The following is a 25,071-nucleotide window of genomic DNA, read 5'->3' as shown; positions in this document are numbered from 1 at the left end:
GCCGCGCCCACCGGGCGCCCGGACGCCATCCGCCGCCCCGGGGCACCGAACAGTCCCCCGGATCGTCGTCGATCGGCACCTCGAGGACAGACCGTTCAGGCTGCTGCAGAGCGGACCGTTCCAGCCGCCTCAGCCGATCGATGGCTAAGGTCGGCAGGAACAGCGAGACGACCCGTCTCATCGCTGCCCTCCACGATCATGGTGAAGCTCTCGCCACCACGTTGGCGGCTGCACTCCAGCGAACAACGCGGACGACCCACCCCCGCGACCGCGAGGCGCTGGGACGAAACGGACCCGATGCGCCAGCGCGTCCAGGCTGCGGACGGCTCGTTGAAGACTTCCTGGCCGAGACGGCGCGCGCGGCGAAGGAGAAGAATGGGTATGTCGGCATCACCCGCGACGAGCTGCAAGCGTCGCGTCGCGACCATTGAAACCTTGCTCGCCTCGGCGACGATCGCACACGGCGTGCCGTCACGCACCGCGTCCTCGACCACCGCCAGGAGCGCGGTATCGTCCCTTGGCTGGGCATAGATCACGCTTGCGGCCGGCAGCCCCGCTTGCTCCAGCGCCGGCGCGTAGAGATCAGTGCGGCAGCTCACCCATAACACCAGACCGCCTGTGGCGATCGCTTCCCGCGCGGCGATGCCGGCGAGGAAGAGCGTTGCGGCCGCATCATCGGCGAGCGAGGGGCTGCGCGGCGTAGCTTCGTGCAACGCCCCCGCCCGTAAGCCCCCTCCCCCCAGCCGTGCGTCGAGCGCCGCGATGCCAAACGGCATGACCCTGAAGTCGGTCGCCGGCGAAGCGATCCTGCGCAAATGGTCAATGCCGGGGACGGCAGGATGAAGGGCGGCGGACATATCAGCTAGACTCAGTGTGTTCCCTTTATGTTCCGTAAAGTTGGCATTCGCGTCAAGACGATTCCGTGCGGCGGCATGGGACGGGTCGTGTGCGATCAAACCCGAGCTCGCCGGTCGATTCTCGCCAGGCCGACAAGAGGGGAGGCCGCCTCCGGCGTGTCGATCCGGTGATGAACACCGGACGGAAGAACGGAGTAACCTCGATGCGCCACCTACCCGCAGCCCGCCTCCTCGATGCTTCCGAGCTGGAGTTTGCCGCGCCATCGATCACGGCCGCCAGGGCGCTCGCCGTGATCATCGCCAGGAAAGACCCGGTAAAGCGGGAGTCGTTGCTGTGGCTTATGGAACAGGCGCACGGCACGTCCTCAGCCGACGGTCGCTGGTCACTGCGCGACGCCTATGACGTGCTGGAACTGGCCCAGGTCCTTTACCTCGCGACCGCGGACTTGCCCGCAGGGCCTGCGGCCTGCCTCGCGGAGCTCAACGGGCTGGTGTCCAACCTGCCGACCCATAGTGTGCGCAGCGAAGAGCAGATCGAGCTCCAGCAATTCTCAACGCCCGCGCCGCTGGCCTTTCTGGCGGCCCTTGCCGCGCGCATCGGGTCCGACGATCTCGTCCTCGAGCCCTCCGCCGGTACCGGGCTTCTGGCAACCTTCGCTCACCGGGCCGGCGCACGCCTTGTCCTCAACGAACTCGACGCGACCCGCGCTGCGATGTTGTGCGCCGCTTTTCCCGACACGACCGTCACCACGCATGACGCCGAGCTGATCCACGACTTTCTCGACCCGGTCATCCGGCCCACTGCGGCCCTGATCAATCCGCCGTTTTCGCGGAGCCTGGGGCGCCATGCCGATCCGCTCGCGGCCTTCCGACATCTCCGCTCGACATTGTCCCGGCTTTCTGTTGGCGGACGGTGTGCGGCCGTTCTCCCCGAACGGGTCGATACGTCAAGTCGAGCCTGGAAAAGGGCGACGGAGGGCTGCGCACTGACGTTGCATCTTGCGCTGCCCCCCAATGCCTATGCGAAGCACGGTACGGGTCAGGCTGTGAAGATCATGGTCCTCGAGAAGGGGCGCTCAGGAGAAGCAGAGCTGATCCGTTGCTCCACCCTCAGCGATGCCCTCGGACATATCGTGGCCTTCCCAGCGCCTACACGGGTCGCGGCGCCTTCATCGCCGGTTCCCAGGCCGTCGTCGTTGCTCGGTGCTCTTGCGGCTCGTCCCCGGCTGGCGACGCCACTTGCCCGCCCTACGCCCTCTGCCGTGATGCGGGACATCTCCTATGCGGTGCTCGACGATCCGGCACCGGTAGGCGAAGCCGCTGGCGTCTACCTTCCCTATCGACCAAGCCGCATTGTGATTGAGGACGCCGCGCAGCATCCAACCGCCTTGGTGGAATCGATCGCAATGGGGTCGATCACCGCACCGCAACCGCATTATGCGCCGAACCTTCCCGTCGCCATTCTCGAAAGCCAGGTCCTGTCGGACGCGCAGCTCGAGACGCTGATCTACGCTGGTGACGCCTTTCAGCGCGACCTTCCCGGCCGATTTCATCCCGGCGAGGAAGGCCTGACCCTGATTCCGGACGATGAAGGTCGCCCGTATCGGACGGGCTTCTTCCTCGCCGATGGAACCGGGGCGGGAAAGGGTCGGCAAGTCGCGTCTATCATCCTCGATCATTGGCTCCGCGGTCATCGCCGGCACGTCTGGATCTCGAAGACCGAAACGCTCCTTGAGGACGCGCGACGGGACTGGACCGCGGTGGGAGGACTCGCACTCGACATCCAGCATCTCAACCAATGGAAGCTCGGTACGGCCATCGGCGCCGGAGAGGGCGTCCTCTTTCTCACCTATGCGACGCTGCGATCGAGCCGCGGCGATAAGGGCAGTCGCCTCCAGCAGATCCTCGACTGGGCGGGTGATAGCTTCGAAGGTATGCTCGTCTTCGACGAAGCACACGAGATGGCCGGTGTAGCTGGAGGCGAAGGCCGGTTCGGCACGAAGGACGGATCGGATCAAGGCATCGCAGGCGTGCGGCTGCAGAACCTCCTTCCACGCGCGCGAGTCCTCTACGTCTCGGCCACCGGTGCCTCCGATGTGAACAATCTTGCCTATGCGACCCGCCTCGGCCTGTGGGGTCAAGGTACCGCCTTCGCGGATCGCCGCGCCTTCGTTGAAAGCTTGCGGCGCGGCGGTATGGCGGCCCTCGAGCTGATCGCGCGCGACCTCAAGATGCAGGGGCTGTACACGGCACGCGCGCTGAGCTTCGCGGGCGTGGAGTACGACATCCTCGAGCATCAGCTCACCGACGATCAGATCGCCGTATACGACGCCTATGCCGATGCCTGGGCGATCATCCACGCCAATCTTCGTGCCGCACTGGACGCAACGCGGGTCACCGACAGCTTTTCGAAGGACACGTATAACGGGGGTGCAAAGGCGGCCGCGCTGTCGATCTTCGAATCCACGAAGCAGCGCTTCTTCGGCCAGCTTCTGATCGGCATGAAGCTCCCCGCCCTCATTCCCGCCATGCGCACCGATCTGGCGCGCGGTGACAGTGTGGTGGTCCAACTTGTCTCGACATCGGAAGCGATGCTCAATCGCGCACTGGCCGGGCTCGGCTCACAGGAACGCGGCAATCTCGACATCGAACTCTCACCCCGCGAGTTTCTGATGGACTATCTAATCGCGGCCTTCCCCGTTCGTCAGATGAAGACCTTCGTCGATGACACCGGCAAGACCCGGTCGGAGCCGATGTGCGACGAAGCGGGTCATCCGGTGTTGAGCCAGGAGGCGCTCGAGATGCGCGACACCCTGGTCGAGCAGGTCGGTGCGCTGCCGATCGTCGAGTCCGCCCTCGACCATATCATCGGTCATTTCGGCCCCGACGCCGTCGCCGAGGTCACCGGCCGTAGTCGGCGCATCATCGTTGACGTCGGTGGTCGGCAGCGAATTGAGAACCGTTCAGCGCGCACCAATCTCGCCGAAACGGACGCCTTCATGCGTGGTGCGAAGAAGATTCTGATATTCTCGGATGCAGGCGGCACCGGTCGCTCGTACCACGCGAGCCTTTCAGCCGAGAACCAGTCCCGGCGTATCCATTATCTCCTCGAGCCGGGCTGGCGTGCCGATGCGGCGATCCAGGGCCTCGGTCGAACCCACCGGACCCACCAGGCAGCGGCACCGCTTTTCCGACCGGTGTCCACCGATTGTCGAGGCGAACGCCGGTTCATTTCGACGATCGCGCGACGGCTCGACAGCCTTGGTGCACTGACCCGCGGCCAACGCCAAACGGGGGGGCAAGGACTTTTCGATCCGCGCGATAACCTCGAGAGCGACTATGCACGAGAGGCGCTCGAGACATGGTTTCGCTTGCTCGCCGAGGGCAAGCTTCGCTCGATCACCTTCGCCACGTTCCAGCAGTTGACCGGGCTCGAACTCGAAGGTGAAGGTGGCGGATTGAGGGAGGATCTACCCCCCATCCAGCGCTGGCTCAATCGCATCTTGGCACTGCGCGTCGCTCTTCAGAACGCCATCTTCGACGAATATCTCGGCCTGATCGAAGCCCGGGTTGAAGCGGCTCGGGAGGCTGGGACGCTCGACGTCGGCGTCGAGACCATCAACGCCGAGCGAATTACCATTCTCGATCGAACGGTGATCAGGCGCGATCCGGTCAGCGGAGCCGAAACCGAGATCCTGCGCCTCGAAACAGAGGAACGCTACAAGCCTATCTCCCTGGAACAGGCATTGCGCCGCCTCGGCGACGATGCGCGGCCGATGGTCAATCGGAAGTCCGGCAAGGCGGCCATCCGCTGCACCACCTTTTCCCTCACCGATGATGACGGCGAAATTGTCCGCCGCTTCGAACTCATCCGGCCGACCCGAACCGAGCGGATGCGCCAGGACCTGCTGCTCGAGACCATGTGGGAGGAAGCAAGCGAGGAAGAGTTCTCGACGCTTTGGTCAGCCGAGGTCGACGATCTGCGCGGCAAAACCCGCACCAGCACCATCTATCTGGTGGCCGGCCTGCTCCTGCCTGTTTGGGACCGCCTTCCGGACGACCATGTCCAGGTCTGGCGTATCACCACCGACGATGGCCAGTCGTTCCTCGGACGTCTGGTGCCTGCGCCGGTCGTCCCGAAACTTGCCGCCGCTTTCGGGATCGAGGCAGCGATCGTTGTCTCAGGGGAGGATACCGCCAAACACGTGCTGGGCACCGGCGAGATGGCGACGCTTGGCAGCTACAGGCTGAAGCGCAGCCTGGTGGCAGGTGAGCATCGGCTCGAACTGCTCGACTGGCCATATTCGCGCCTCGGGGAGTTGAAGGCGGCCGGGTGTTTCACCGAGATCATTCAGCACAAGACCCGCCTGTTCATTCCTGTCCGGGCGGCCAGTGCCGTGATCGAGCGGATCGCCGTTTGATCACCCGCACGGCCCCGGCGTCACTCATTGGGGGCATAACATAGAACGAGCACGAAACGGCGCTTCGCCTATCGGAAAACCCGGCCGGGTTGACTGTCGCGCATATTGGCCATCCGGCATGGATTGTCGTGTCGAGATCGCGAGGGGCGCGAACAGTTGTCTTAAAACTGCTATTTGGCACCGGGAATCAGGTGCGTTCCGACAGGCTCAAGCGTCCCGTTTCCCCGTTGGTCCGGCGCCATTCCGGGAAAAGGCAACCGGGAACAGAATTTGGGAAAGCCTACCGCAGTAGCACTGATCAAACTGCACGGGGTACACCGTCATTCTCGATCAACCTTCCTTTACGGGAACGCCGATCAGGCTCTGGTTAGCTCAGTTTTGCGCGTGATAGTCCAATGCTCCAGTCGTTTGTAGACGATCACCTTGTCGCCGATCAGATCTCCATACCGGCGACAGAAGAGGTCGAGCTGATCGCGATCGCCGACCAGTTCGACACAGATCGTCAGATGCGGATCGGCAATTTCCGAGCCGTTCTCCCGGATCGGTTCGTGATTGCTGAAGCCGTAATGGGTATTTTGCGCGACGGCGTTGATGATGCCGTCCGCCTTCGCGGTGCGAATCAGCTCGCGATAGAGCGGCTTTGCCCCCCAGAAGCGACGCGGGCCGATCTTGTCGGACGGTTTCAGATAGATGCGCAGCATCCCGACTTCGCGGTGATGGACGGTGAAACGATTGGGCATGACGGGCTTTCGACAGGAAACAGGATCAGGCGCGCGTGCGCCGGCGAGAAGCGCGGTGCGTGCGGGCATCGCGCAGGGTCGCGTCGGGTGTGAGGTGTGCGGCAGGTACCTTTGGCACAGCGACGCGCTGCGACAGGTAGATGCCGTTGTGGCCTGAGCAGAGGTAGGCGACGAAGCACGCGACTGCGATCGGCACCGTATAGGCCGCGCCGAACAACTCGATCCCCATGAACGTGCAAGCCAGCGGTGTGTTGGCCGCGCCCGCGAACAGCGCGACGAAGCCGATCGCTGCGAATAGCCCCGACGGTACTCCGAACATCGGCGCGAGCGCATTGCCGAGCGCCGCGCCGATAAAGAACAGCGGCGTGACCTCGCCCCCCTTGAAGCCCGCGCTCAGGGTCACGACGGTAAAGAGCAGCTTCAGCGCCCAGCTCCACGAGTGCGTATCGGGACCAAAGAAGCTGGCGATGGTCAGGCTGTCCGGTGTCGCGGCGAGCGTACCCAGGCCAAGATAGTCGCGGGTTCCGAGCAGCCAGACCAGCGCAATCACGGCCAGCCCGCCGATAACGGGTCGTAGTGGGCCATAGGGGATCACGCGCTTCAACCATCCGCCCAGCGCGTGATTGGCCTCGGCAAAGGTCAGCCCGGTCAGACCGAAGGCAATGCCGGCGACACCGGCCTTGGCGACGAGCAGCGCGTCGACCGGCACCAGCGCATCGACATGGTAGACGCCGTGATGAATGCCCCAGGCAAGACAGGTCCAGTCACCGACCAGCGCCGCGACCAGGCATGGCACCAGCGCGCGATACTCGACCCGACCGATCGCCAGCACCTCCAGTGCAAAGACCGCGCCCGCAATCGGCGTCCCGAAGACCGCGCCGAACCCAGCCGCGATCCCGGTCATAAGGAGGGTGCGTGTCGCTTCCGCATCCAATCTGAGCGCGCGTCCAAACCCGCTGGCAAGACTGCCGCCCAACTGCACGGCGGTGCCTTCACGTCCCGCCGATCCCCCGAACAGATGTGTCACGACCGTGCCGAAGAAGATGAGCGGAGCCATGCGCAGCGGCACGCCGCCCCCCGGTTCGTGGATTTGCTCGACGATGAGGTTGTTGCCGCCTTCGACCAAGCGCCCTGTCAGATGGTAGAGCAGTCCGACCACGAACCCGCCGATCGGCAGCAGGTAGAGCAGCCAGGGAAAGGCGAAGCGAAGCCGGGTTACGGCGTCGAGGCTCCGCAGGAAGGCCGCGCAGAGCGTTCCCACCGCTGCGGCCATCGGGACCAGGATCAAAGCCCACCGCAGTACCGACGTGGCATGGGTGCGGCGATCGCGAATGAACGCTGCCATGTTGAACTGGTCATAGAGATTGCGAAATGTCGCGCGCACGATTCCTCCTTGCTGCCTTGCGGCGCCTGGTAGGAATCATCGGCCCTTGCGAGGGCGGTTCGACCGAATGGCCCGGCGGAAATCCATCGCCGTGCCTGCGCATATGCTGTCCGACCGCGACCCGGTCAACCAACCGCAGAAGCATGAGACTATCGTTTTGGTGAGGACCGATAAAATGGCTTTGGCCACGGAATAAACCCCGACGAGCATCGTCTACGCTTTCGAGACCGATGCGCTGGAGGCTTATGCGTAGACGAGATTGGATGCTGGGTCTGACGGCTTCGGCCCTACTTACCGGCGCAGTCGCGGCCGCCCCCGCCGATGGCTACGCTACCATGATGTCTGTCGCGATGGACCGGATGATGGCGGGCATGATGGTCAAGCCGTCCGGTGACGTCGACCGCGACTTCGTGGCGATGATGCTTCCGCATCATCAGGGTGCCATCGATATGGCGGTGGCGGAGCTGCGCTACGGCCATAACGAGCAGCTCAAGCGCATCGCGCAGGAAATCATCATCGATCAGCAGCAGGAGATCGCCGCCATGAAGCTGGCGATCGGCCAGCCGCTACCGCCTTCGACGCCAGCCCCGACGCAGGGCGGCGACCACCATAGCCCTATGGAGCACTGACATGATCCGGACCATCCTGCGCTCGGCCGCCTTGCTGATGAGCGCCGCACCGGGCCTCGCCATGGCCCAGCAGGCGCCGTGGAACGCTAAGGACATGCCCGTCAGCCACCGCGACCGCGTCTATGCGTCTGAACAATTCTCCAACACGGTGTCGGTGACCGACCCGGCCGACAACCGGCTGCTCGGCGTCATCAAACTCGGCGATCCCCAGCCGATGAACTTCTCCCCGCTCTACAAGGGACAGGTGCTGGTTCACGGCCTGGGCTTCTCGCCGGACGGGAAGACCTTGGCGGTCGTGTCGATCGGATCGAACGCCGTGTCGTGGATCGACACCGCCACCAACACCGTCAAGCACACGACCTATGTCGGGCGCAGTCCGCACGAGGCGTTCTTCACGCCGGACGGCAAGGAGGTGTGGGTCACGGTCCGCGGCGAGGATTATATCGCCGTGCTCGACCCCACGACGTACAAGGAGACGGGGCGCATCAAGACGCCCGGTGGTCCGGGCATGACGATCTTCTCTCCCGATGGCCGGTACGGCTATGTCTGCTCTTCGTTCAATCCGGTATTGGCTGTGTTCGATGTCGCGACCCACGCGCAGGTCGGACAGGTGGCGCAGCCAAGCCCCTTCTGCCCCAACATCGCCGCGACGCCGGACGGCAAGCAAGTGTGGTTTACGCTGAAGGACATCGGCAAGACGGTCGCATTCGATGCTCGGCCACCCTTCGCGATCCTGAAGGTGCTGGATACCGGGCCTATCACGAACCATGTCAATTTCGCCCGCACGGCCAAGGGGCAGTTCGCGTATGTGACGGTCGGCGGAGAGAATGTGGTCAAGGTGTTCCGCACGTCCGACTTCACGCCGGTGGCAACAATTCCGGTCGGCAAGATGCCGCACGGTGTTTGGCCATCGGGCGACGGCCGGCGCGTTTATGTCGGGCTAGAGAATTCCGATGAGCTGGCCGCGATCGACACTGCCGGCAACACGGTCGTCGCTACCGTGCCGGTCGGACAGGCACCGCAGGCGATCGCCTATGTGTCGAACGCAGTTCCGACAGGCCCCGGCACCGACAATCTCCAGCCGCTCGGCACAGCGGGCAAGGCGCTGCATCTGACCATGGGGCCGATTGGCGGCAAAGGTACGGCAAGCAGCATCACCCTCTTCGACCAGGGCATCATTCAGGTCGTGCAGAGTGCCGTTACCGGTTTGCAGCCCAAGAAGCCTTACATGCTCGTACTGACCGCCAATGCGGACGGCAGCGGCGCTGTAGAGCCGCTTGCGAACTTCATGAGCAACCCGGCAGGTGCGGCGATCGTCAACGCATCGGGTCCGATCCGCCAGATCGTTCAGGGCAGGACCGCGACACCCCGGCGCTTTCTGGCGGTTGCGGAGGTGGTGAACGGCGCGCCGGGGCGCATCGTGCAGGTGCAGCGCGACTGAGATGGACCCGCTTGCCGCCGCGATCGAACCGCTGATCCCCGGGCTGCGCCGCTATGCCCGGTCGTGGTTGCGCGACCGGGTGATGGCGGATGACGTGGTGCAGGATTGCCTGGAGCGCGCGGTCGGGCGCTGGCGACAGCGACGGGGTGCGGAGGTCCGCCCGTGGGTCTATGCGATCCTGCACAATTTGTTGGTCGATCATCAGCGGCAGCATAGCCGGCGAGGTACGGCGGTTCCGCTCCACCTCGTGGACGACGCCGCGCTCGGCCGCCCGGCCGATCAGGACACAGGCCTGCACCACCGCGACCTGCTGCGCGCGCTTGATGCGTTGCCTGAAGAACAGCGAACGGTGCTGCTCCTGGTCTCGGTCGAGGGCCTGCCCTATGCGGAGGTCGCTGCCGTAGTCGGCGTGCCGCTGGGCACGGTAATGTCGCGCATATCGCGGGGGCGCGACCGTCTGGCGACCCTCCTCCGGGAGGGTGAACGGCCGCGATTGAGGAGCGTGCAATGACCAGCCCGATCGGCGAGGACGATCTGGCCGCATGGATCGATGGCAGGCTGTCGCCCGAGCGGCAGCGCCTGGTCGACGCCTATCTTGAAGGCCAGCCGGACGTGCATGCCCGTGTGCGAGAGCAGGCGGAGCAGGCGCGAGCCCTTGCATCCCTGTTCGCCCCCGTCGCGGATGAACCGATCCCGGCGACGATGCGCGTGGCAGCGATCAGGGGACGGCAACGGCAACCGCGTTGGCAGCTCGCCATCGCCGCGTCACTTCTGCTGGCGTTGGGGTTTGGCGGTGGCTGGTCGAGCGCGCGGTGGAGCGGCGAACCCCGCGCGGGCATCGCGGCGCTGGCCAACGAGGCGAGTGATAATTTCCGTGTCTATGCCGCCGACCGGATACGACCGGCGGAGATCGGCCCCGACCAGCGCGCCATGCTGATCCGATGGACCTCCGCTCGATTGGGTGAGCGCGTCACGATCCCGGACCTCAGCACGGCCGGCTATCGCTATGGCGGGGGGCGACTGGTCGCGACGCCCCACGGCCCTGCGGCACTGCTCCTCTACGACGGACCGCAAGCGTCGAAACTTGCAGTGCTGACGAGGCCCATGCAGATCGACAAGACCGCGAGCATGACCAGCACGTCCAGCGGGACCATGGGCCGGGTCACATGGGCGGTCGACGGGATCGGCTATAGTGTGGTGGGCGAGCGACCCGCGGCCGAACTGCATCCGATCGCCGATGAAGTCCGGCGTCAGGCAGATGCCGCGCTTGTGTCCTGATAGCGCCTTGCCGCCTCCCGGCGCCGACGGGCACCGGGCGGTCCAGCGCGATCACGGCTTGCGCTCGACATCCTTCCTGTCGGTCTCGGCCGGCGTCAGACGGGCTCGCTCGCGGATGCGGCGTTCCAGCGGCGCGCCGACGAACAGGACGAGCATTGCAAGGCTCACCCCGCCGATGATGAGCGGCCACACCGCCAACCCTGCTGCCGCGCCGATCGTGGCTGTCACCCAGATGCACGCGGCGGTCGCCAATCCATGCACTTCCTGACCCTGGCCGACCCGCAGCACCGCACCGGCACCGATGAAGCCGACGCCGGACAGAATGCCCTGCATCGCCCGTCCTGCGGCATCGGCGTTCACGTTCGGCAAGCCACTATGCACGATCGCCTGAACGGCGATGCAACTCGCCAGACCGACCAGACCCAGCGTCCGCAGGCCCATGATCTGCCGGTTCTCACGCGAGCGTTCCCAGCCGAGCACCATCCCGGCCGCGGTCGCCACCACCAGCCGGCCAATCGCATCGATCCAGAAAGCGACGTCCGGTGCCGCTGATGCTTCGATCATTCGACCAGCACGTGAACGTGATGCCAGGCGGTGCACAGATAGCCGGCGAAATTCCACATCGTATCCGGCCGCTCGGGCTGTCCCTGCCCGGTCTCGTCGAAGGCACGGGCGACAAGGTGCTGGCGTCCCTTGGCAAGTGTGGCGTCAAGGATCCAGCGCCGCCAGCCCCAGCGCGTCTCCGGATCATCGGCGAAGGTCGCCTGTTGCCAGTCGCGACCGCCGTTCACCGACACTTCGATCCGAGAAATACGGCGGTCATAGGCAATGGCATATCCCTCAATCCGCACCTCTCCGGCGGCCAAACTCTCGCCCGCACCGGGCGAGCAGATCGCGGCGTTGAGCGGCATGGCATTGATCGTCAGACCCTGGCTCCAGTCGACGGTGTCGCTCGTCACAGCGGCGGGGAAGAGCTTGTAGTCGTGCGCCTGGATCGGTGCCTCGGAGGGCGTTTCACGCACCTCGATCCGTGTCAGCCATTTGGCGCTGCGGACCCCGGCATAGCCAGGCACCACCATGCGGAGCGGGGCGCCATGTTCGGGCGTCAGCGGCTCGCCATTCATCGCCCAGGCGAGGAGTACGTCGGGCTCCCGCGCCTTGCTCATGGCGATCGATACCCCGAACAAGGCTTCTTCACCCTCCACGTCCACCTCGTCCGCGCCGGTGAACGCCACGAACAGCTCGGACGCATCCGGCGCGCCGACCGCATCGAGCACATCGGCCAAGCGTACGCCGGTCCACTCCGCATTGCCGATCGCGCCTACGTCCCACGGATCGCCGGAGGTGTTGGCGACCTGCTGGAGATCGGTACGCCGGTTGCCGGCGCACTGGAGAACCGCCGTTACCGTGCGCGTGGCAAACGTGCTCTTCAGTTCCTGCACCGAGAAGAAGCGGCTCGCCATGCCCCTCCCGCTCACCTCGATCCGATGATTGGCGGGCAGATCCGGCACCGGCCCGTGGCTGCGCACGTAGAACAGCGCCTGCGGCGTCAGAAACCGCTCGATCAACGCACCGGGCGTCGGCTTGGCATTGTAGGGATCAGAACTGCGCTCGATCATATCGGTCATGGACGATCAAACGTCGCGGGCACGCGTAACGCTTCAAGTCTTCGAGACCATCGCAGACGAAAGGCTGCCGACCATTCCGATATCCAGATTGGAATGACCATATCAAACGGTTGGTCGTATCGATCTAAGTACGCGATATATGATGCATGACTTTGGAGCAGCTCAGAATATTCGTCGGTGTCGCGGAGCGCGAACACGTCACCAAGGCAGCGGAGGCGCTGAACGTCACGCAGTCTGCTGCCTCCGGGGCGGTTGCGGCCCTCGAAGCGCGCTACGGCGTTCCGCTGTTCCACCGCGTCGGGCGTGGCATCCAGCTTACCGAGGCAGGCCGCGGCTTTCTGGAGGAAGCGCGCGCGGTGCTGGGGCGGGCAGCGCATGCCGAGACGATGCTCGCGGACTATGCCGGGCTCGCGCGTGGTTCGTTGCGGATCGTCGCCAGCCAGACGATCGCGAGCTATTGGTTGCCGGCAAAGCTCGCCGCCTTCCACGAACGCCACCCACAGATCGCGGTCGAGCTGGCGATCGACAACACCGAAGGCGCGGCAGCGCAGGTGTTGAGCGGCGCGGCGGAACTCGGCTTTGTCGAGGGCGAGGTGGACGAACCGGCGCTTGCCCACTGGAATGTCGGGCATGACCCAATGGTGCTGGTCGGCCGCGAGGAAGCCGAACGCATCGACGAGGCCTGGCTGCGCACTACACGCTGGATCGTCCGTGAGCAGGGATCGGGTACGCGCTCGACTTTCGAGGACGTGCTGCGAACGCGCGGGTTTGATCCGGCCCAGCTGACGATAGCGATGACGCTGCCGTCCAACGAGGCGGTGCGCACCGCCGTTGAGGCCGGTGCCGGCGTTGCCGTCTTGTCGCGATTGGTCGTCGCGCGCGCGCTCAAGGCTGGCGATCTCGTCGAGCTGCCGCTCGGGCTGCCCGACCGCGCCTTTCACGCGCTGCGCCACAAGGAACGCTATCGCACCCGCGCGGCCGACGCGCTGACGGATCTCATCAAGGAGCAGGTCGCATGACTGCCGACACGCACTCCGTTCTCAGCGGCCTCAAGCCGCTCAGCCGGCTCGATCACCCCCGCGAGATGATCCGCCAGTTCACGCCCAACTGGTTCGCCGCGACGATGGGCACGGGCATCCTTGCCCTCGCGCTGCCGCAGGTGCCCGGCATCGGGCCTTCGCTTAAACCTGTCGGCGAGGTGTTGTGGTTCTTCAATATCGCGCTCTTCGCGCTGTTCGCCGGCCTCTATGGCGCGCGCTGGGTGATGTTCGGGCACGAGGCGCGGCGCATCTTCGGGCACAACACCGTGTCGATGTTCATCGGGACCATTCCGATGGGGCTGGCGACGATCATCAACGGCTGTCTCGCCTTCGGCATCGCGCGGTTCGGAAATGGCATCGTGCCGGTCGCGCATATCCTGTGGTGGATCGACGTCGCCATGTCGCTCGCCTGCGGCGTGCTGATCCCCTACCTGATGTTTACCCGCCACGAGCACAGCCTGGACGGCATGACCGCCGTATGGCTGCTGCCGGTCGTCGCTGCCGAAGTGGCGGGCGCCAGCGGCGGGCTGCTCGCGCCGCATCTAACCGATCCCCACGCGCAGATAGTGACGCTCGCGACCTCCTATGTGCTGTGGGCCTATTCGGTGCCGGTCGCGTTTGGCATCCTCGCCATCCTCATCCTGCGCATGGCACTCCACAAGTTGCCGCATGAAAGCATGGCGGCATCTTCCTGGCTGGCGCTGGGGCCGATCGGCACGGGTGCTCTGGGCATGCTGGTGCTCGGCGCGGATGCGCCGGCGATCCTCACCGCGCACGGGCTAGCCGGCGTCGGCACCGTCGCGCAGGGGATCGGCGTTGTCGCCGGGCTCTGCCTTTGGGGTTTCGGCCTGTGGTGGCTGGCGCTCGCGACGCTTATCACCATCCGCTACTGGCGCGCGGGCGTGCCGTTCAACCTCGGCTGGTGGGGCTACACCTTCCCGCTCGGCGTCTACACCGTCGCCACCTTCCGCCTCGGCACGACGCTGAACCTTATGTTTTTCGGTATCGTCGGCACGGTGCTGACGGTTGCGCTCGCGGCGATGTGGCTGCTGGTCGGTGCCAAGACGCTAGCCGGTGCATGGCGGGGCAACCTGTTCGTCTCGCCCTGCATCGCCACCCCGAACTGATCCGCCATGATGATCGGATCAGTCGGTCCGATCACTTGCAGAATGCCCCTTCGATCCGCCAGCGTGACTGGCCACAGGAGAGCCTTGTCATGGACAATTTCGACGCCGGGCTGGCGAGTGAGACCAGCCGTCGCCGCTTCCTCAGCCATGCCGCGCTCGGCACCGCCGGCCTTGCCGCCGCGCCGGCACTGGCGCAGCAGCTCGTCGACCTGAAGCTGCCCGGCGGCAATGCCGAGCGGCCGATGACCAGCGCCTTTCCCGGCAAGGGCAGCATGATCCTCCAGCGCGTCCATCCACCCTTGCTGGAGACGCCGATGGAGGTCTTCGACAAGTCGGTGTTCACGCCCAACGACCAGTTCTTCGTCCGCTGGCACTGGGCCGACATACCGACCTCGATCGACGTCGAAAGTTTCCGCCTCAACGTCTTCGGCCACGTCAATCGGCCGCTGTCGATCAGCCTCGCTCAGCTGCTGCGCCTTCCACGGGTCGAGATGGCGGCGGTGAACCAGTGCTCGGGCAACAGCCGCGGGCTGTTCCAGCCGCGCGTCGCCGGCGCGCAATGGGGCAATGGCGCGATGGGCAACGCCAAGTGGCTCGGCGTTCGCCTGCGCGACGTGCTCGACCTCGCCGGGGTCAAGGCAGGCGCGGTGCAGGTGCGCTTCGGCGCTCTCGATCAGCCGGTCGTGGCGGGCGCTCCTGACTTCGAGAAGGCACTCGACATCGACCATGCCCGCGACGGCGAGGTCATGATCGCCTTCGGCATGAACGGCGAGCAACTGCCGCTCCTCAACGGCTTTCCCTGCCGGCTGATCGTGCCGGGCTGGTACTCGACCTATTGGGTCAAGATGCTGAACGCGATCGAGGTACTGCCCGGCCCTGACGACCAGTATTGGATGGCCAAGGCCTACAAGATCCCCGCGACACCCGGCGCGAATGTCGCGCCCGGTGCCAAGGACTTCCCGACCGTACCGATCAATCGCATGATCCCGCGTAGCTGGATGACCAGCCTGCCCGATGGTCAGGCGATCGCCTATGAAGCGTCGATCCCGGTCGGCGGCATCGCAATGGGCGGCGATTGCGGCGTCGCCAAGGTCGATGTGTCGTCGGACGGTGGCCGCACCTGGTACAGGACGACGCTCGGAGCGGACGAGGGCAGGTACAGCTTCCGGCGCTGGGACGGGCGGGTGCCGCTGAGACGCGGGCCTAACCCCATCATGGTGCGCTGCTGGAACACCAACGGTGTCGCTCAGCCGATGAAGCCGATCTGGAATCCCGGCGGGTTCATGCGCGGCAACATTGAAACCACCACCATCATCGCGGCCTGAGGAGCGAGCAAATCATGAAGACTCCGTCTCCCGGCATGATGGCTGCTGGCCTGATCGGCCTGACCGGCATCATCCTCGTCTCGATCGGCGCGCCGAGCAGCCGCAAGGCGCCCGTTCCGATCTCCGAGATGTCTGAGCCGGCGCCGGCCGCCAGCGTGTCAGCGCGCGGCTTCTCGCTTGCCTCGACCAGCGTCGACCTGCCGGCCGACGACGCGACCTACCCCGACGGTCCGCACGCCGACGTCATCAATGCCAATTGCACCTCGTGCCACTCAGCCAGCATGGCGCTGACCCAGCCTGCGCTATCGGCGGATCAGTGGAAGGCGACCGTCACCAAGATGCGTGAGGTGTATAAGGCGCCAGTGGCCGAGAAGGACGTCGATGCGATCGTTGCTTATCTCACCGCTATGCCGAGCCAGAAGGTGGCACCCGCGACCGGCAAGGCGCAGGACCCGGACCCCAAAGTGGCTCCTGATGTCTCAGGTGGAACCGGCTAACCGATCTACTTCCATAATCCCGAAATACCATCCCAATTGGGACGCTAAACGGCGCGCTGACGTGGCGTTAGCGTATATTCGGGTCCACTATATGTGACGCCCCCTCCTTGGATCGCGCGAATGGCTAAGGGCAGCGCATCGGCGACGACCACGATCTGCGGTCCCATCCAAGACGCGCGATCGTTCTCGGGGCACGTTGCCGTCCGCTGGCTGACTGATTTCTGACAGGAACCTTCCCGGGCAGGTCTCGAACGCACGAGCGGGATGCCGTCACGTCGCATCTACTGTGTGCGTCATCTCGGTCGTCCTGTTCCATCGAAGTGGAGGAGAGGGAGCCTTCGGCTTGGTGGGCCTGAGGTTCAGGCTCGCGCGACGTCGTCGACGGCGCGCCAACTCCGGATGGAGACGACCGATGATCAAGTCCGTGAAGGTCAAAAACCTTTCGCTCTCGAACGACAATGTGCGCAAGCGTGGCCGGGAGGTCGGCCTGGAGGAGCTCGCCGCCAGCATCGCTGCCAACGGCCTCCTCCAAAATCTGGTGGTGACGCCGCTCAAGAAGGCCGGCACCTTCACCGTCAAGGCCGGCGGTCGACGGCTGCGCGCCATTCAGCTGCTCATCGGGCGCGGCGCACTTGCGGCTGATCACGAGGTTCCCGTGCTCGTCCTGTCGGTTGATGATGCCGCTTCGGTCGGCGCCAGCTTGGCGGAAAACCGGCAGCGCGTACCGATGAACCCGGCTGACGACTGTCTCGCGTTCAAGCATCTCATCGATCAGCTTGGCATGACCGTCGAACAGGTCGCGATCCAGCAGGCCGTCACCGTTCGTTTCGTCGAGCAGCGCATGCGGCTCGCCGACCTCGCGCCGGCCATCTTCGAGGCCCTTGGATCGGACGAAATCGATCTCGGCGTGGCGCAGGCGTACGCCGTGACCGCCGACGTCGATCGCCAGGCGCGGGTCTTCGAGCAGATGAAGCATTCCTATTACGGCAAGCAGCCCGACAACATTCGCCGCGCGATCCTCAACGGTACCGTGCGGCCAAACGATGCCAAGGCGCGCTTCGTTGGGCGGGAAGCCTATGTCGCCGCGGGCGGCCGTATCGACGGCGATCTATTCGCGCTCGACACCGACGACGAGAACTGGACCGACGTCGACCTCCTCGAGGACTTGGCGACCAAGAAGCTCGAGGCAGCCGCGGCGGAACTCGCAGCCGCGCAGGGTCTGGCGTTCGTGACCCCGATCGCTGCCACCCACGTCCCCTATGATGTCGAGCGGCAGCTCCACGAATTCCACCCGGTTGCTCGGCCCCTCACCGACGAAGAGCAAGCCCGGATCGAGGCGCTGGGCCTCGAGAACGATGCGCTGATCGAGGCGCTGGAAACCGATCTGGCCGAGGGCACTCCCGAGGCGAACGCGGCGAACGACCGCGTTGAGACGATCGAGCGCGAAATCGCGGAGATCGACACCGCCCGCAAGACGATCGATCCGGGCGTGAAAGCGAATTTGGGCACCTTCGTCTATATCGGCGGTGACGGCGAGGCCCGCGTTCACACGCGTCTGTTCAGCGAAAAGCCGCTGGCTGACCCCCGGGCGGGTGGCGCTGCGAGCGGCAATGGCGCTGGACCAGGCGAAACCGGCAGCGGTGACGACGCCGTGGCGGACCCGTCCCCGCGGCTCAGCGCCACGCTGATCGAGGAGCTAGCCACCCAGCGTCGCCAGATCCTCGTTGCGCACGTCGCGAGCGATCCGATGATCGCGCTCGATCTGACCATCTTCCTCATGGCCCAGAGCCTCGTCTTCACGACCAGCTATGTGCGCGATCACTCGACCCTGCGTGCCGATCCCGCGCAATTTCCGATCTTCGCCTTTCGTGACGAAGCATCGATGGCCTCACAGACGATCGAGGATCAGCGTCAGCATCTCGACACGACCTGGGTCGGGCACACCACGATGTCGGAGAGGTTCGATGCTTTTCGAACGCTGCCGGACGATGCTCGTGGCGCGTGGGTGGCGTTTGCCGTGGCGCAGACCCTCGAGGCGACGCTCAACGTTGCCGATGGCGCACGCGCGAACGGTTTCCACGATCATCTTGGCCGTCTGCTCGATATCCAGGTCGCGTGCTTGTGGCGTCCCACGGCCGAGAATTACTTCGGCCGGGTGAAGAAGGACGTCATGCTCGACGCGCTGGAGGAGATCGGCGGCCCGATCCTGCGCGGGCGCTACAAGGATGCCAAGAAGGGCGAATTGGCGGCCACCTGCGCGGCACTCTGCAACGGACAGGGGATCGTCGAGGCGGAGATCCGCGAGAAGGCGACGGTCTGGCTTCCGGAGGCGATGCGCTTCGACAACGTCGAACGGCCGGAACGCGTACCCGCGCGCTCGACCTTCGTTGACGACGGTGACGCCGTCGGATCGGACGGTGACGAGCTGGACGGTGACGATCTGGATGGAAGCGAGCTGGACAGCGGTGCGAACCCGCTTGGTGACGCGCCGACACAGGAACCGGTCGACGACGATTATCCCCAGGCCGCCTGACGCCTGACAGCATGTTCGAGGAGCCTCAGGGCGGTGCTCTCTCGGGAGTACCGCCCTCCTTTTCGTGCCTCTGCGTCGTGCCGGATGCGAACCCCCGCCGACGCTCGAGCGCCCCTTTTCCAAGCCAAGGAGCCCACCCGTGGCCAAGACCACCGATGCCCCCTCCCCCGCCGAGATCATCACGGCGGCCATCATCGATCGCCTGGACGCTGGCGTGAGACCTTGGGTGAAGCCCTGGCGCCCAGGCCTTGGCGGTCGTCCTCTCCGGGTCACCGGCGAGCCTTACCGCGGGATCAATTGCTTCTGGCTGTGGCTTGTCGCGGAAGGTGCCGGATACCATTCGCGCACGTGGATGACCTTCAAACAGGCCGATGCTCTCGGCGGTAAGGTTCGGCAGGGCGAGCGATCCGAAATCGCGATCTTCTACAAGTCCTACAGCAAAGCGGTGGCCTCGAGCGTGACGGGTGTCACGACGGACGAGTTGCGACGTGTCCTTCGCAGCTATGCTGTCTTCAACGCCGATCAGATCGAAGGCCTTCCCGAGCGGTTTCACCCCACGCCGCTTTCTATCGTGCCGCCGGCCGATGCCTTGCCATCCCGCGCCCAGACCTTCGTCGAACGCCTGCCAGCCACGGTTCACATCCGCGGCGACCGCGCATTCAACGATCCGACGGCCGACAGCATCACCATGCCGCCGCCCGAGCAATTCTCCACCCGGGCTTATTGGGCATCGACCTTGGCCCATGAAGCCGGGCACTGGACCGGTCATCCCAGTCGCCTCGACCGTGCCTTCGGCAAGAAGTTCGGCGACGACGCCTACGCCTTTGAGGAACTGTGCGCCGAGATGACATCGGCGCTGCTGGGCGCCGATCTCGAGCTTCCGACCGCCCACCTCGACGATCACGCCAGCTATGTCGATGCATGGCTGCGCGTGCTGCGACGCGAGCCCCGGGCGATCATGACCGCGGCGGCGAAGGCCGAAGCCGCAGCAGGATTTCTGCTACGTGCAACCGGGCTCGGACGCCTCGACCATGCCGACGAGCCTTATCGTGAAGCGGCGTGATCGTGCCCGACAGTCCGGACCTCCGCGCCTACCGGCGCATCGTCGTGGCGTTCAGCGGTGGCAAGGACAGCCTTGCCGCCCTTCTCCATCTCCTTCACCTCGGCGTGCCGGCGGACGCGATCGAGCTCCATCATCATGACGTCGATGGTGGCGGCGCGAGCTTTATGGATTGGCCCTGCACCGCCGGATATGTCCGCGCGATCGCCGAGCATCTTGGGCTTCGCGTCTATTTCTCGTGGCGTGAGGGTGGCTTTGCACGCGAACTCGAGCGGTCGGGCGCACCCACCGCACCGGTCGTGTTCGAGACCCCGGACGGTATCGGCCGCGCCGGGGGCAATGGCCCGATCGGCACGCGCGGTCTGTTCCCGCAGACCAGCGCTGACCTTCGTGTTCGCTGGTGCAGCCCATCGCTGAAGATCGATGTCCTGGCGGCCGCCATCCGGAACCAGGACCGGTTCCTCGATGGAGCCACGCTGGTCGTGACGGGCGAGCGCGCCGCCGAAAGCCCCTGCCGCGCGCATTACCTGGCTTTTGAACCGCATCGCACGTCGAGCAGGCGACGCACAGTCGATCATTGGCGCCCCGTCCACGGCTGGACCGAGGCACGGGTCTGGGAGGCAATTGCGGATTCGTCGATCCGTCCGCACCCTGCGTACACGCTTGGCTGGGGACGTCTGTCGTGTCGAACGTGCATCTTCGGCTCGCCCGATCAATGGGCGACCGTGCGTCACGTCTTCCCTCGCGCGTTCCAGCGCGTGAAGGTGCGCGAGGCGGCCAGCGGCAAGACCATCCACCGCGCGGCTGACGTCGAAACACGTGCGGATCGTGGCTCCCCCTATTCTGCCGCGCTCGTTCATCCCGACGAGCTTTCCCAGGCCGAGGACGAGCACTGGCGCCTTCCGATCGTGATGAATCCCTGGCGGTTGCCCGCCGGTGCCTTCGGCGACCCGGCCGGCCCACCATAGCATGAATGCCTCGTATCGAACTCTGCGCCGGTCGACCGCCCCCTTTCCCAGGCCGGACGGCATGACGCCCATCTCTCCCACAAGAAAGGATGTCCCATGACTGACCGCGTTTCTGCCTCCATCACGATCGGCGGTGTCCTCGATCGCAGCACCCTGCCCGAACTCGAGTCCATCGTTCGGCACGAGGGCCTTTCGACCGATTGGGACGGCGCGCCCTTCCATCTCGCCGAGCTCGTCGACGGCAAGTCCCTCACCCTCAAGGCCCATGAAGTCGCCCGCGGCGCGTTCGAGGCGCTCGAGGCATTCTGCGTTCGGGAGACGCTGCCCTTCGTCCGGTGGTCAGGCGCCTGCCCCGGACAATGGGGTGCTGAGCGCCTCGTCTTCACCGGGAGCGGCGAGCCAACACGCTTTCCATGCGACGAGGACGATTATGTCGTCATCGGTGAAGACCATCTTCAGCGCCTCGCCACGTTCGAGGCCGCGCTGGCGTATTTCGAGGGTGCGAACTTCGTCGTGCCGCCCATCCGGCTGCGTTGAACCCGCCGGCACAAGAGGAGAGGACGCCTTCGGCCTTTGCGAGCGCATCCGCGCTCAGGAGGCTGAACCATGTTCTACGACACGACCTATCGTCATCATCAAGCCCTTCATCCTTCGGGCCTGGAAACCTTCCCCGCAGCGCTGCACGCCCTCATCACCGCCGCTGACGACTGTCGCCGCGCCGGCAAGCCGATCGCGCAGGACGCCGCAATCCTGCTTCTCAGCCGCAACCTGGCCAGCGTGATCCGGCCGATGGCGGGTCCTGATGAAGCGCTACGCCTGCGATGCGTCATCGATCGGGCGTCGATCGAGGCGTCGCCAGCGCTTCTCGAGATCGCGGGACACCATGTGGGCGGGGATCCCGCCGCCAAACGCGCCTTCCATGCGCAAGCGCGTCGCGCCGTGGCACAGCTTGCTGCCGAAATCGGGCTCGGCGCCGGCGAGGCCCGGGTCCAGACGATCGACGGCGACGATGACGACGACGGTGTCACCGAGTTGCGTCATCCCGACATCGGCATCCGCGTCGTTCCGCGCAGCTTCCTGCCCGACAGCGAGATCACCTTCCATCGCTGCCGTGGCGGCGAGCCGTCGAGCAGGGTTTTTCGCGCACCCATCGCCGAATTGCTCGACGCCCCCGCGTTTGCGCGCCGTCTCACGCTGTCGATCGGGGCGCTTCCGCCATCGTTGGAGGCTGCCGCCTGACCCTCTTGCCGATGCAATCGCCGGTCGCATCCGGCGTCAGGAGAACGATATGCCTGAACTGGTCATCACCCGGGTCTTCCGACCGGCGGAACTTGAGCCGCCAGCCCGCGACACCGCGCGTGCCTGGGCGCGCCATCACCTGGTTCCCGACGATTGGCATGAGAGCGTCTTCGAAGACTTCGAGAACGTGTGCGCCATCGTCGGCGTCGAGATCGCGACCCGCCCGGTCCGGCTCTACGGAGGAGGAACCCGGGCGGCGCCGCGCATCCTTTTTTCCGGCTTCGCCAGTCAGGGCGACGGCGCGAGTTTCGAAGGCGAGTATCGGTACGCGCGCGGGTCGAGCGCCGCCATTCGCTCCTATGCGCCTGTCGACCCTGAACTTCACCGCATCGTCGACGCGCTCGCCGCCATCCAGCGCCGCAACCTGTATCAGTTGCAAGGCACCATCCGGCAGACGGGTCGCTACTGTCACGAATATTCGATGACGATCAGCGTCGAACGTGACGGCCCGAACGGACAAGATGGGACCCCGACTGCTGAGGACGATGTCACGGAGGCGCTTCGTGACCTTGCGCGCTGGCTTTATCGCCGGCTCGAAGCCGAATACGACTTCCAGACCGCCGATCATCAGGTCGACGCGGCGCTCGAGGCGAACGACGTCACCTTCACGGCAGCTGGAGCAAAGTTCCCATGACCCGGCCACCTGTCGTCGTGGCATGGGGTGCCGGTGTCGACTCGACCGCGATGATCATCGAACTCGCCGGGCGAGAGGAGCCGATCGACATGGTCCTGTTCGCCGATCCGGGCTCGGAGAAGCGCGGCACCTATGCCTTCATTCCGCTCTTTCGTGCCTGGATGGCCGAGCGTGGCATCGCATCGGAGATCGTTCGCTATCAGCCGCGCAACTTCAAGCATTGGCCGCCCTATGCAACGATCGCCGAGAACATGCTGACCAACGCAACGCTCCCGTCGGTGGTCTTCAATCGGGGATCCTGTTCACAGAAGTGGAAGGCAAGCGCCCAGGATGCTTGGACTGCGGACTGGGAGCCTGCACGGCGATGTTGGGACGCTGGCGAACGCGTGATCAAGATGATCGGATACGACGCGTCGCCGCGGGACACGCAGCGCTACGCACACGCCGTGGAGTGCGAGGATCCGCGCTATGCCTATCGCTATCCACTGCGCGAATGGGGATGGGATCGTTCGGCATGCGAGCGACGGATCGCTGCCGCCGGTTTGCCATTGCCACCGAAGTCGAGCTGCTTCTTCTGCGGCAGCATCAAGGCCGACGAGGTGATGGAACTCGCCATCCCGGAACTGCGGATCATCGTTCTCATGGAAGCGCGGGCGAAGCCCCGGCTGCGCAATGTCGACGGGCTCTGGCGGCGTCCCGTGCTCGGTCGTCGTGGAGCAACGCCGCGCCCCGGCAGCATCACCGAGTTCATTCGTGAGCGCGGCTTGCTGCCGCCCGACGAGATCGACCGGATCATTGGCGAAGCACCGACGGACCTCATCGCCTTTCAAGAAGCGCAGGCCGCCCTCCCCGTCGACGAGCGTGTCCCGATCGGCAATTGGCTTGAGGACTTCAATCGTGCCGCCGACGCGCTCCGCGAGCGCTCGCCTCAAGGCGGTTGTCCTGTCCCTAGGAGAGCAACTGGGGCGATCGGGGACGCATCGTGTCTCACTTATGCCGTCGGCCAAGGGTGAGCACTCCCATCAGCCAGGTCGCTTGCGCCGCGCCCTGCGCTGACCGTTACGCATTCATCGGGCGCTCGACCTCGCCTGCGGCATGGCGGATCGTCGCGCTCCAGCCATCGATGATGGACCCCATTGCCGGGTCCTCTACCGCTGACACATCGCCGAACAGCGCGAGCAACCGGCCGAATTCGTCGAGTGCGACGATATCGTTGCGTGCCAATAGGGTGCCGACAATCGTCAAGGCACCGCCCATCGCACGGCGCAGCGCGGATTCACCCGGCATGATCGCTGCGGCAACGGCGATCTGCGTGGGGTCATCCGCTACGTCGACATCGATGCACGCCATCGCGCGCTCAAGATAGACGCTTGCGGATCTCGCTCCGGCTTCGAGCAGAAGCGACTGTGCTTCTTGAAGCAGGTGCTGCACCCTGGCGCGCCGCAGCGCTGTATCGTCCTGTCCGGCCTCGTGACCGTTGGTGTCGTCCAACACACTCTCCGCGTCCCAGCGTTGAGCGCGAGATCGGCGTGTCCGTGAAGCGCGCCAATTCGGCCCAAATACAGGGTCGGGGAAATATCGCGTGCCTGGCAGGCAGACGCACGGCGAGGTCGACGCTCACGCGCCGCCCTGCATGGTCAGCAGACCCTCACTCACGAGGTTTCCACGCCCCGACCTGCGTCTCCACAAGTTACATCAGGCTAAGGGAGATCGTCCGGTAATGCCAGCAGCCGCTACTCCAGCCTCGGGACGTCGGTCGCCGTGCATCTATCGCACGATCCGCAGTGAGGCAGCATCGTTGCGCCCCTGCGACGTTCAGGTAAGCCTTGTGCCCGCCATCGGCCCCGTGGTTCACCGCCGTACCTGCGAGCCGACTTGCAGTGACGGCTCGATCGACGCGCCCAAGTCTTTTCGCTCATTCGCCTCCGCGTCCCAGCGTTCGAACGGACCGCCCTTGGTGCCGCCCGGATCGGGGTTGCGCGCGGTCGCGTAGCGGCCCGATTTGGGAGAGATCACGAGGTCCGCGTAAGCACGAACGGCGCGGGCAACAGGGCTGATCGTCGGCGCACTAGCGGGGCTGTGCCGCGCGCGCCGGCATGCGTCTGCTCTTTTGTCGCGGCTCGCCCTTACGGTCGAAGGGATCTCCCACCGTCGCCACTCGCTGTCGGGTCGGGAGCACGCCGACCGAGGATCTGGCGGGGCGGACCCCG

The 25,071-nt window shown here is 65.4% G+C and carries 23 protein-coding genes and 1 riboswitch; of the genes, 16 read left to right on the top strand and 7 right to left on the bottom strand.

Annotated elements, in window-relative coordinates; genetic code table 11:
• Positions 1-95: 95 nt before the first annotated feature.
• The gene (locus GGR45_RS13850; RefSeq protein ID WP_043059026.1) at positions 96-776 is read right to left on the bottom strand and encodes an ImuA family protein; all 681 of its coding nucleotides are present in this window, start codon (positions 774-776) and stop codon (positions 96-98) included.
• Between the two features lie 284 nt (positions 777-1,060).
• On the opposite strand from GGR45_RS13850, the gene GGR45_RS13845 reads away from it, so the two are divergent.
• Positions 1,061-5,278: a strawberry notch family protein gene (locus GGR45_RS13845; RefSeq protein WP_116462974.1), complete on the top strand. Its 4,218-nt coding sequence runs from the start codon at positions 1,061-1,063 to the stop codon at positions 5,276-5,278.
• A 356-nt stretch (positions 5,279-5,634) separates the two neighbouring features.
• Here GGR45_RS13845 and GGR45_RS13840 read toward each other — a convergent pair whose 3' ends face one another.
• Both GGR45_RS13840 and GGR45_RS13835 read right to left on the bottom strand, forming a co-directional pair.
• Entirely contained in the window at positions 5,635-5,979 is a 345-nt protein-coding gene (locus GGR45_RS13840) for a DUF190 domain-containing protein (protein ID WP_246358230.1), read from the bottom strand.
• Positions 5,980-6,043: 64 nt separating this feature from the next.
• On the bottom strand, positions 6,044-7,402 hold the full coding sequence (locus GGR45_RS13835) for a voltage-gated chloride channel family protein (RefSeq protein WP_116462976.1): 1,359 nt from the start codon (positions 7,400-7,402) through the stop codon (positions 6,044-6,046).
• Between the two features lie 23 nt (positions 7,403-7,425).
• A riboswitch (Fluoride riboswitch) is annotated at positions 7,426-7,502 on the bottom strand.
• Between the two features lie 130 nt (positions 7,503-7,632).
• Between GGR45_RS13835 and GGR45_RS13830 the strand changes: the two genes are divergently transcribed.
• The 4 genes from GGR45_RS13830 to GGR45_RS13815 are packed head-to-tail and all read left to right on the top strand — an operon-like array spanning position 7,633 to position 10,750.
• Positions 7,633-8,031: a DUF305 domain-containing protein gene (locus GGR45_RS13830; protein ID WP_037569481.1), complete on the top strand. Its 399-nt coding sequence runs from the start codon at positions 7,633-7,635 to the stop codon at positions 8,029-8,031.
• Between the two features lies 1 nt (position 8,032).
• Complete coding sequence (locus GGR45_RS13825) at positions 8,033-9,472, top strand: YncE family protein (protein WP_043061556.1); 1,440 nt, start codon at positions 8,033-8,035, stop codon at positions 9,470-9,472.
• Between the two features lies 1 nt (position 9,473).
• On the top strand, positions 9,474-9,983 hold the full coding sequence (locus tag GGR45_RS13820; RefSeq protein ID WP_007406239.1) for an RNA polymerase sigma factor: 510 nt from the start codon (positions 9,474-9,476) through the stop codon (positions 9,981-9,983).
• On the top strand, positions 9,980-10,750 hold the full coding sequence (locus tag GGR45_RS13815; RefSeq protein WP_007406229.1) for an anti-sigma factor family protein: 771 nt from the start codon (positions 9,980-9,982) through the stop codon (positions 10,748-10,750). Before GGR45_RS13820 ends, GGR45_RS13815 begins: the two co-directional genes overlap by 4 nt.
• A 51-nt stretch (positions 10,751-10,801) precedes the next feature.
• Here the strand turns inward: GGR45_RS13815 and GGR45_RS13810 are convergent, their stop codons facing one another.
• Positions 10,802-11,314, bottom strand: coding sequence for an MgtC/SapB family protein (locus GGR45_RS13810; protein WP_007406274.1), 513 nt, complete (start codon positions 11,312-11,314; stop codon positions 10,802-10,804).
• The gene (locus tag GGR45_RS13805) at positions 11,311-12,378 is read right to left on the bottom strand and encodes a molybdopterin-dependent oxidoreductase (protein WP_043061557.1); all 1,068 of its coding nucleotides are present in this window, start codon (positions 12,376-12,378) and stop codon (positions 11,311-11,313) included. Before GGR45_RS13805 ends, GGR45_RS13810 begins: the two co-directional genes overlap by 4 nt.
• Positions 12,379-12,524: 146 nt before the next feature.
• Here GGR45_RS13805 and GGR45_RS13800 point away from each other — a divergent pair, with 146 nt between their 5' ends.
• The 11 genes from GGR45_RS13800 to GGR45_RS13750 all read left to right on the top strand — a co-directional run bounded on the left by GGR45_RS13800 (position 12,525) and on the right by GGR45_RS13750 (position 23,874).
• The gene (locus GGR45_RS13800; protein ID WP_007406272.1) at positions 12,525-13,397 is read left to right on the top strand and encodes a LysR family transcriptional regulator; all 873 of its coding nucleotides are present in this window, start codon (positions 12,525-12,527) and stop codon (positions 13,395-13,397) included.
• Entirely contained in the window at positions 13,394-14,545 is a 1,152-nt protein-coding gene (locus GGR45_RS13795; protein WP_007406242.1) for a TDT family transporter, read from the top strand. Before GGR45_RS13800 ends, GGR45_RS13795 begins: the two co-directional genes overlap by 4 nt.
• Positions 14,546-14,634: 89 nt before the next feature.
• A complete protein-coding gene (locus GGR45_RS13790; RefSeq protein ID WP_007406293.1) occupies positions 14,635-15,870 on the top strand; it encodes a molybdopterin-dependent oxidoreductase in 1,236 nt (411 codons plus the stop codon).
• 14 nt (positions 15,871-15,884) lie between these two features.
• Positions 15,885-16,367 (top strand): c-type cytochrome, encoded by a 483-nt coding sequence (locus GGR45_RS13785; RefSeq protein ID WP_007406258.1) that lies wholly within the window; start codon positions 15,885-15,887, stop codon positions 16,365-16,367.
• Between the two features lie 412 nt (positions 16,368-16,779).
• Entirely contained in the window at positions 16,780-18,900 is a 2,121-nt protein-coding gene (locus GGR45_RS13780; protein WP_043061550.1) for a ParB/RepB/Spo0J family partition protein, read from the top strand.
• Positions 18,901-19,039: 139 nt separating this feature from the next.
• Entirely contained in the window at positions 19,040-19,963 is a 924-nt protein-coding gene (locus tag GGR45_RS13775) for a zincin-like metallopeptidase domain-containing protein (RefSeq protein WP_175312627.1), read from the top strand.
• 2 nt (positions 19,964-19,965) lie between these two features.
• The gene (locus tag GGR45_RS13770; RefSeq protein ID WP_241769350.1) at positions 19,966-20,928 is read left to right on the top strand and encodes a phosphoadenosine phosphosulfate reductase domain-containing protein; all 963 of its coding nucleotides are present in this window, start codon (positions 19,966-19,968) and stop codon (positions 20,926-20,928) included.
• Between the two features lie 96 nt (positions 20,929-21,024).
• Complete coding sequence (locus GGR45_RS13765) at positions 21,025-21,465, top strand: hypothetical protein (RefSeq protein ID WP_043061328.1); 441 nt, start codon at positions 21,025-21,027, stop codon at positions 21,463-21,465.
• Positions 21,466-21,534: 69 nt separating this feature from the next.
• Positions 21,535-22,167: a hypothetical protein gene (locus tag GGR45_RS13760; RefSeq protein ID WP_043061327.1), complete on the top strand. Its 633-nt coding sequence runs from the start codon at positions 21,535-21,537 to the stop codon at positions 22,165-22,167.
• Positions 22,168-22,216: 49 nt separating this feature from the next.
• Positions 22,217-22,861 carry a hypothetical protein gene (locus GGR45_RS13755; protein ID WP_043061326.1) on the top strand — a complete coding sequence of 215 codons (645 nt, stop codon included), beginning with the start codon at positions 22,217-22,219 and terminating at the stop codon, positions 22,859-22,861.
• Between the two features lie 50 nt (positions 22,862-22,911).
• Positions 22,912-23,874, top strand: coding sequence for a hypothetical protein (locus GGR45_RS13750; protein ID WP_243403075.1), 963 nt, complete (start codon positions 22,912-22,914; stop codon positions 23,872-23,874).
• Between the two features lie 46 nt (positions 23,875-23,920).
• Here GGR45_RS13750 and GGR45_RS13745 read toward each other — a convergent pair whose 3' ends face one another.
• Both GGR45_RS13745 and GGR45_RS13740 read right to left on the bottom strand, forming a co-directional pair.
• Entirely contained in the window at positions 23,921-24,352 is a 432-nt protein-coding gene (locus GGR45_RS13745) for a hypothetical protein (protein ID WP_043061325.1), read from the bottom strand.
• Between the two features lie 360 nt (positions 24,353-24,712).
• Entirely contained in the window at positions 24,713-24,877 is a 165-nt protein-coding gene (locus GGR45_RS13740) for a hypothetical protein (protein WP_157846251.1), read from the bottom strand.
• Positions 24,878-25,071 lie beyond the last annotated feature (194 nt).

Source organism: Sphingomonas zeae, from assembly GCF_014197135.1.
GTDB lineage: Bacteria > Pseudomonadota > Alphaproteobacteria > Sphingomonadales > Sphingomonadaceae > Sphingomonas > Sphingomonas zeae.
This window is presented reverse-complemented; position numbering and strand designations above follow the sequence as displayed.

Bases quoted from the DNA above. Each gene is read 5' to 3' on its own strand.
- GGR45_RS13850 (WP_043059026.1), bottom strand. From the start codon at position 776: ATGCCGTTTGGCATCGCGGCGCTCGACGCACGGCTGGGGGGAGGGGGC.
- GGR45_RS13845 (WP_116462974.1), top strand. From the start codon at position 1,061: ATGCGCCACCTACCCGCAGCCCGCCTCCTCGATGCTTCCGAGCTGGAG.
- GGR45_RS13840 (WP_246358230.1), bottom strand. From the start codon at position 5,979: ATGCTGCGCATCTATCTGAAACCGTCCGACAAGATCGGCCCGCGTCGC.
- GGR45_RS13830 (WP_037569481.1), top strand. From the start codon at position 7,633: ATGCGCTGGAGGCTTATGCGTAGACGAGATTGGATGCTGGGTCTGACG.
- GGR45_RS13825 (WP_043061556.1), top strand. From the start codon at position 8,033: ATGATCCGGACCATCCTGCGCTCGGCCGCCTTGCTGATGAGCGCCGCA.
- GGR45_RS13820 (WP_007406239.1), top strand. From the start codon at position 9,474: ATGGACCCGCTTGCCGCCGCGATCGAACCGCTGATCCCCGGGCTGCGC.
- GGR45_RS13815 (WP_007406229.1), top strand. From the start codon at position 9,980: ATGACCAGCCCGATCGGCGAGGACGATCTGGCCGCATGGATCGATGGC.
- GGR45_RS13810 (WP_007406274.1), bottom strand. From the start codon at position 11,314: ATGATCGAAGCATCAGCGGCACCGGACGTCGCTTTCTGGATCGATGCG.
- GGR45_RS13805 (WP_043061557.1), bottom strand. From the start codon at position 12,378: ATGACCGATATGATCGAGCGCAGTTCTGATCCCTACAATGCCAAGCCG.
- GGR45_RS13800 (WP_007406272.1), top strand. From the start codon at position 12,525: ATGACTTTGGAGCAGCTCAGAATATTCGTCGGTGTCGCGGAGCGCGAA.
- GGR45_RS13795 (WP_007406242.1), top strand. From the start codon at position 13,394: ATGACTGCCGACACGCACTCCGTTCTCAGCGGCCTCAAGCCGCTCAGC.
- GGR45_RS13790 (WP_007406293.1), top strand. From the start codon at position 14,635: ATGGACAATTTCGACGCCGGGCTGGCGAGTGAGACCAGCCGTCGCCGC.
- GGR45_RS13785 (WP_007406258.1), top strand. From the start codon at position 15,885: ATGAAGACTCCGTCTCCCGGCATGATGGCTGCTGGCCTGATCGGCCTG.
- GGR45_RS13780 (WP_043061550.1), top strand. From the start codon at position 16,780: ATGATCAAGTCCGTGAAGGTCAAAAACCTTTCGCTCTCGAACGACAAT.
- GGR45_RS13765 (WP_043061328.1), top strand. From the start codon at position 21,025: ATGACTGACCGCGTTTCTGCCTCCATCACGATCGGCGGTGTCCTCGAT.
- GGR45_RS13760 (WP_043061327.1), top strand. From the start codon at position 21,535: ATGTTCTACGACACGACCTATCGTCATCATCAAGCCCTTCATCCTTCG.
- GGR45_RS13755 (WP_043061326.1), top strand. From the start codon at position 22,217: ATGCCTGAACTGGTCATCACCCGGGTCTTCCGACCGGCGGAACTTGAG.
- GGR45_RS13750 (WP_243403075.1), top strand. From the start codon at position 22,912: ATGATCATCGAACTCGCCGGGCGAGAGGAGCCGATCGACATGGTCCTG.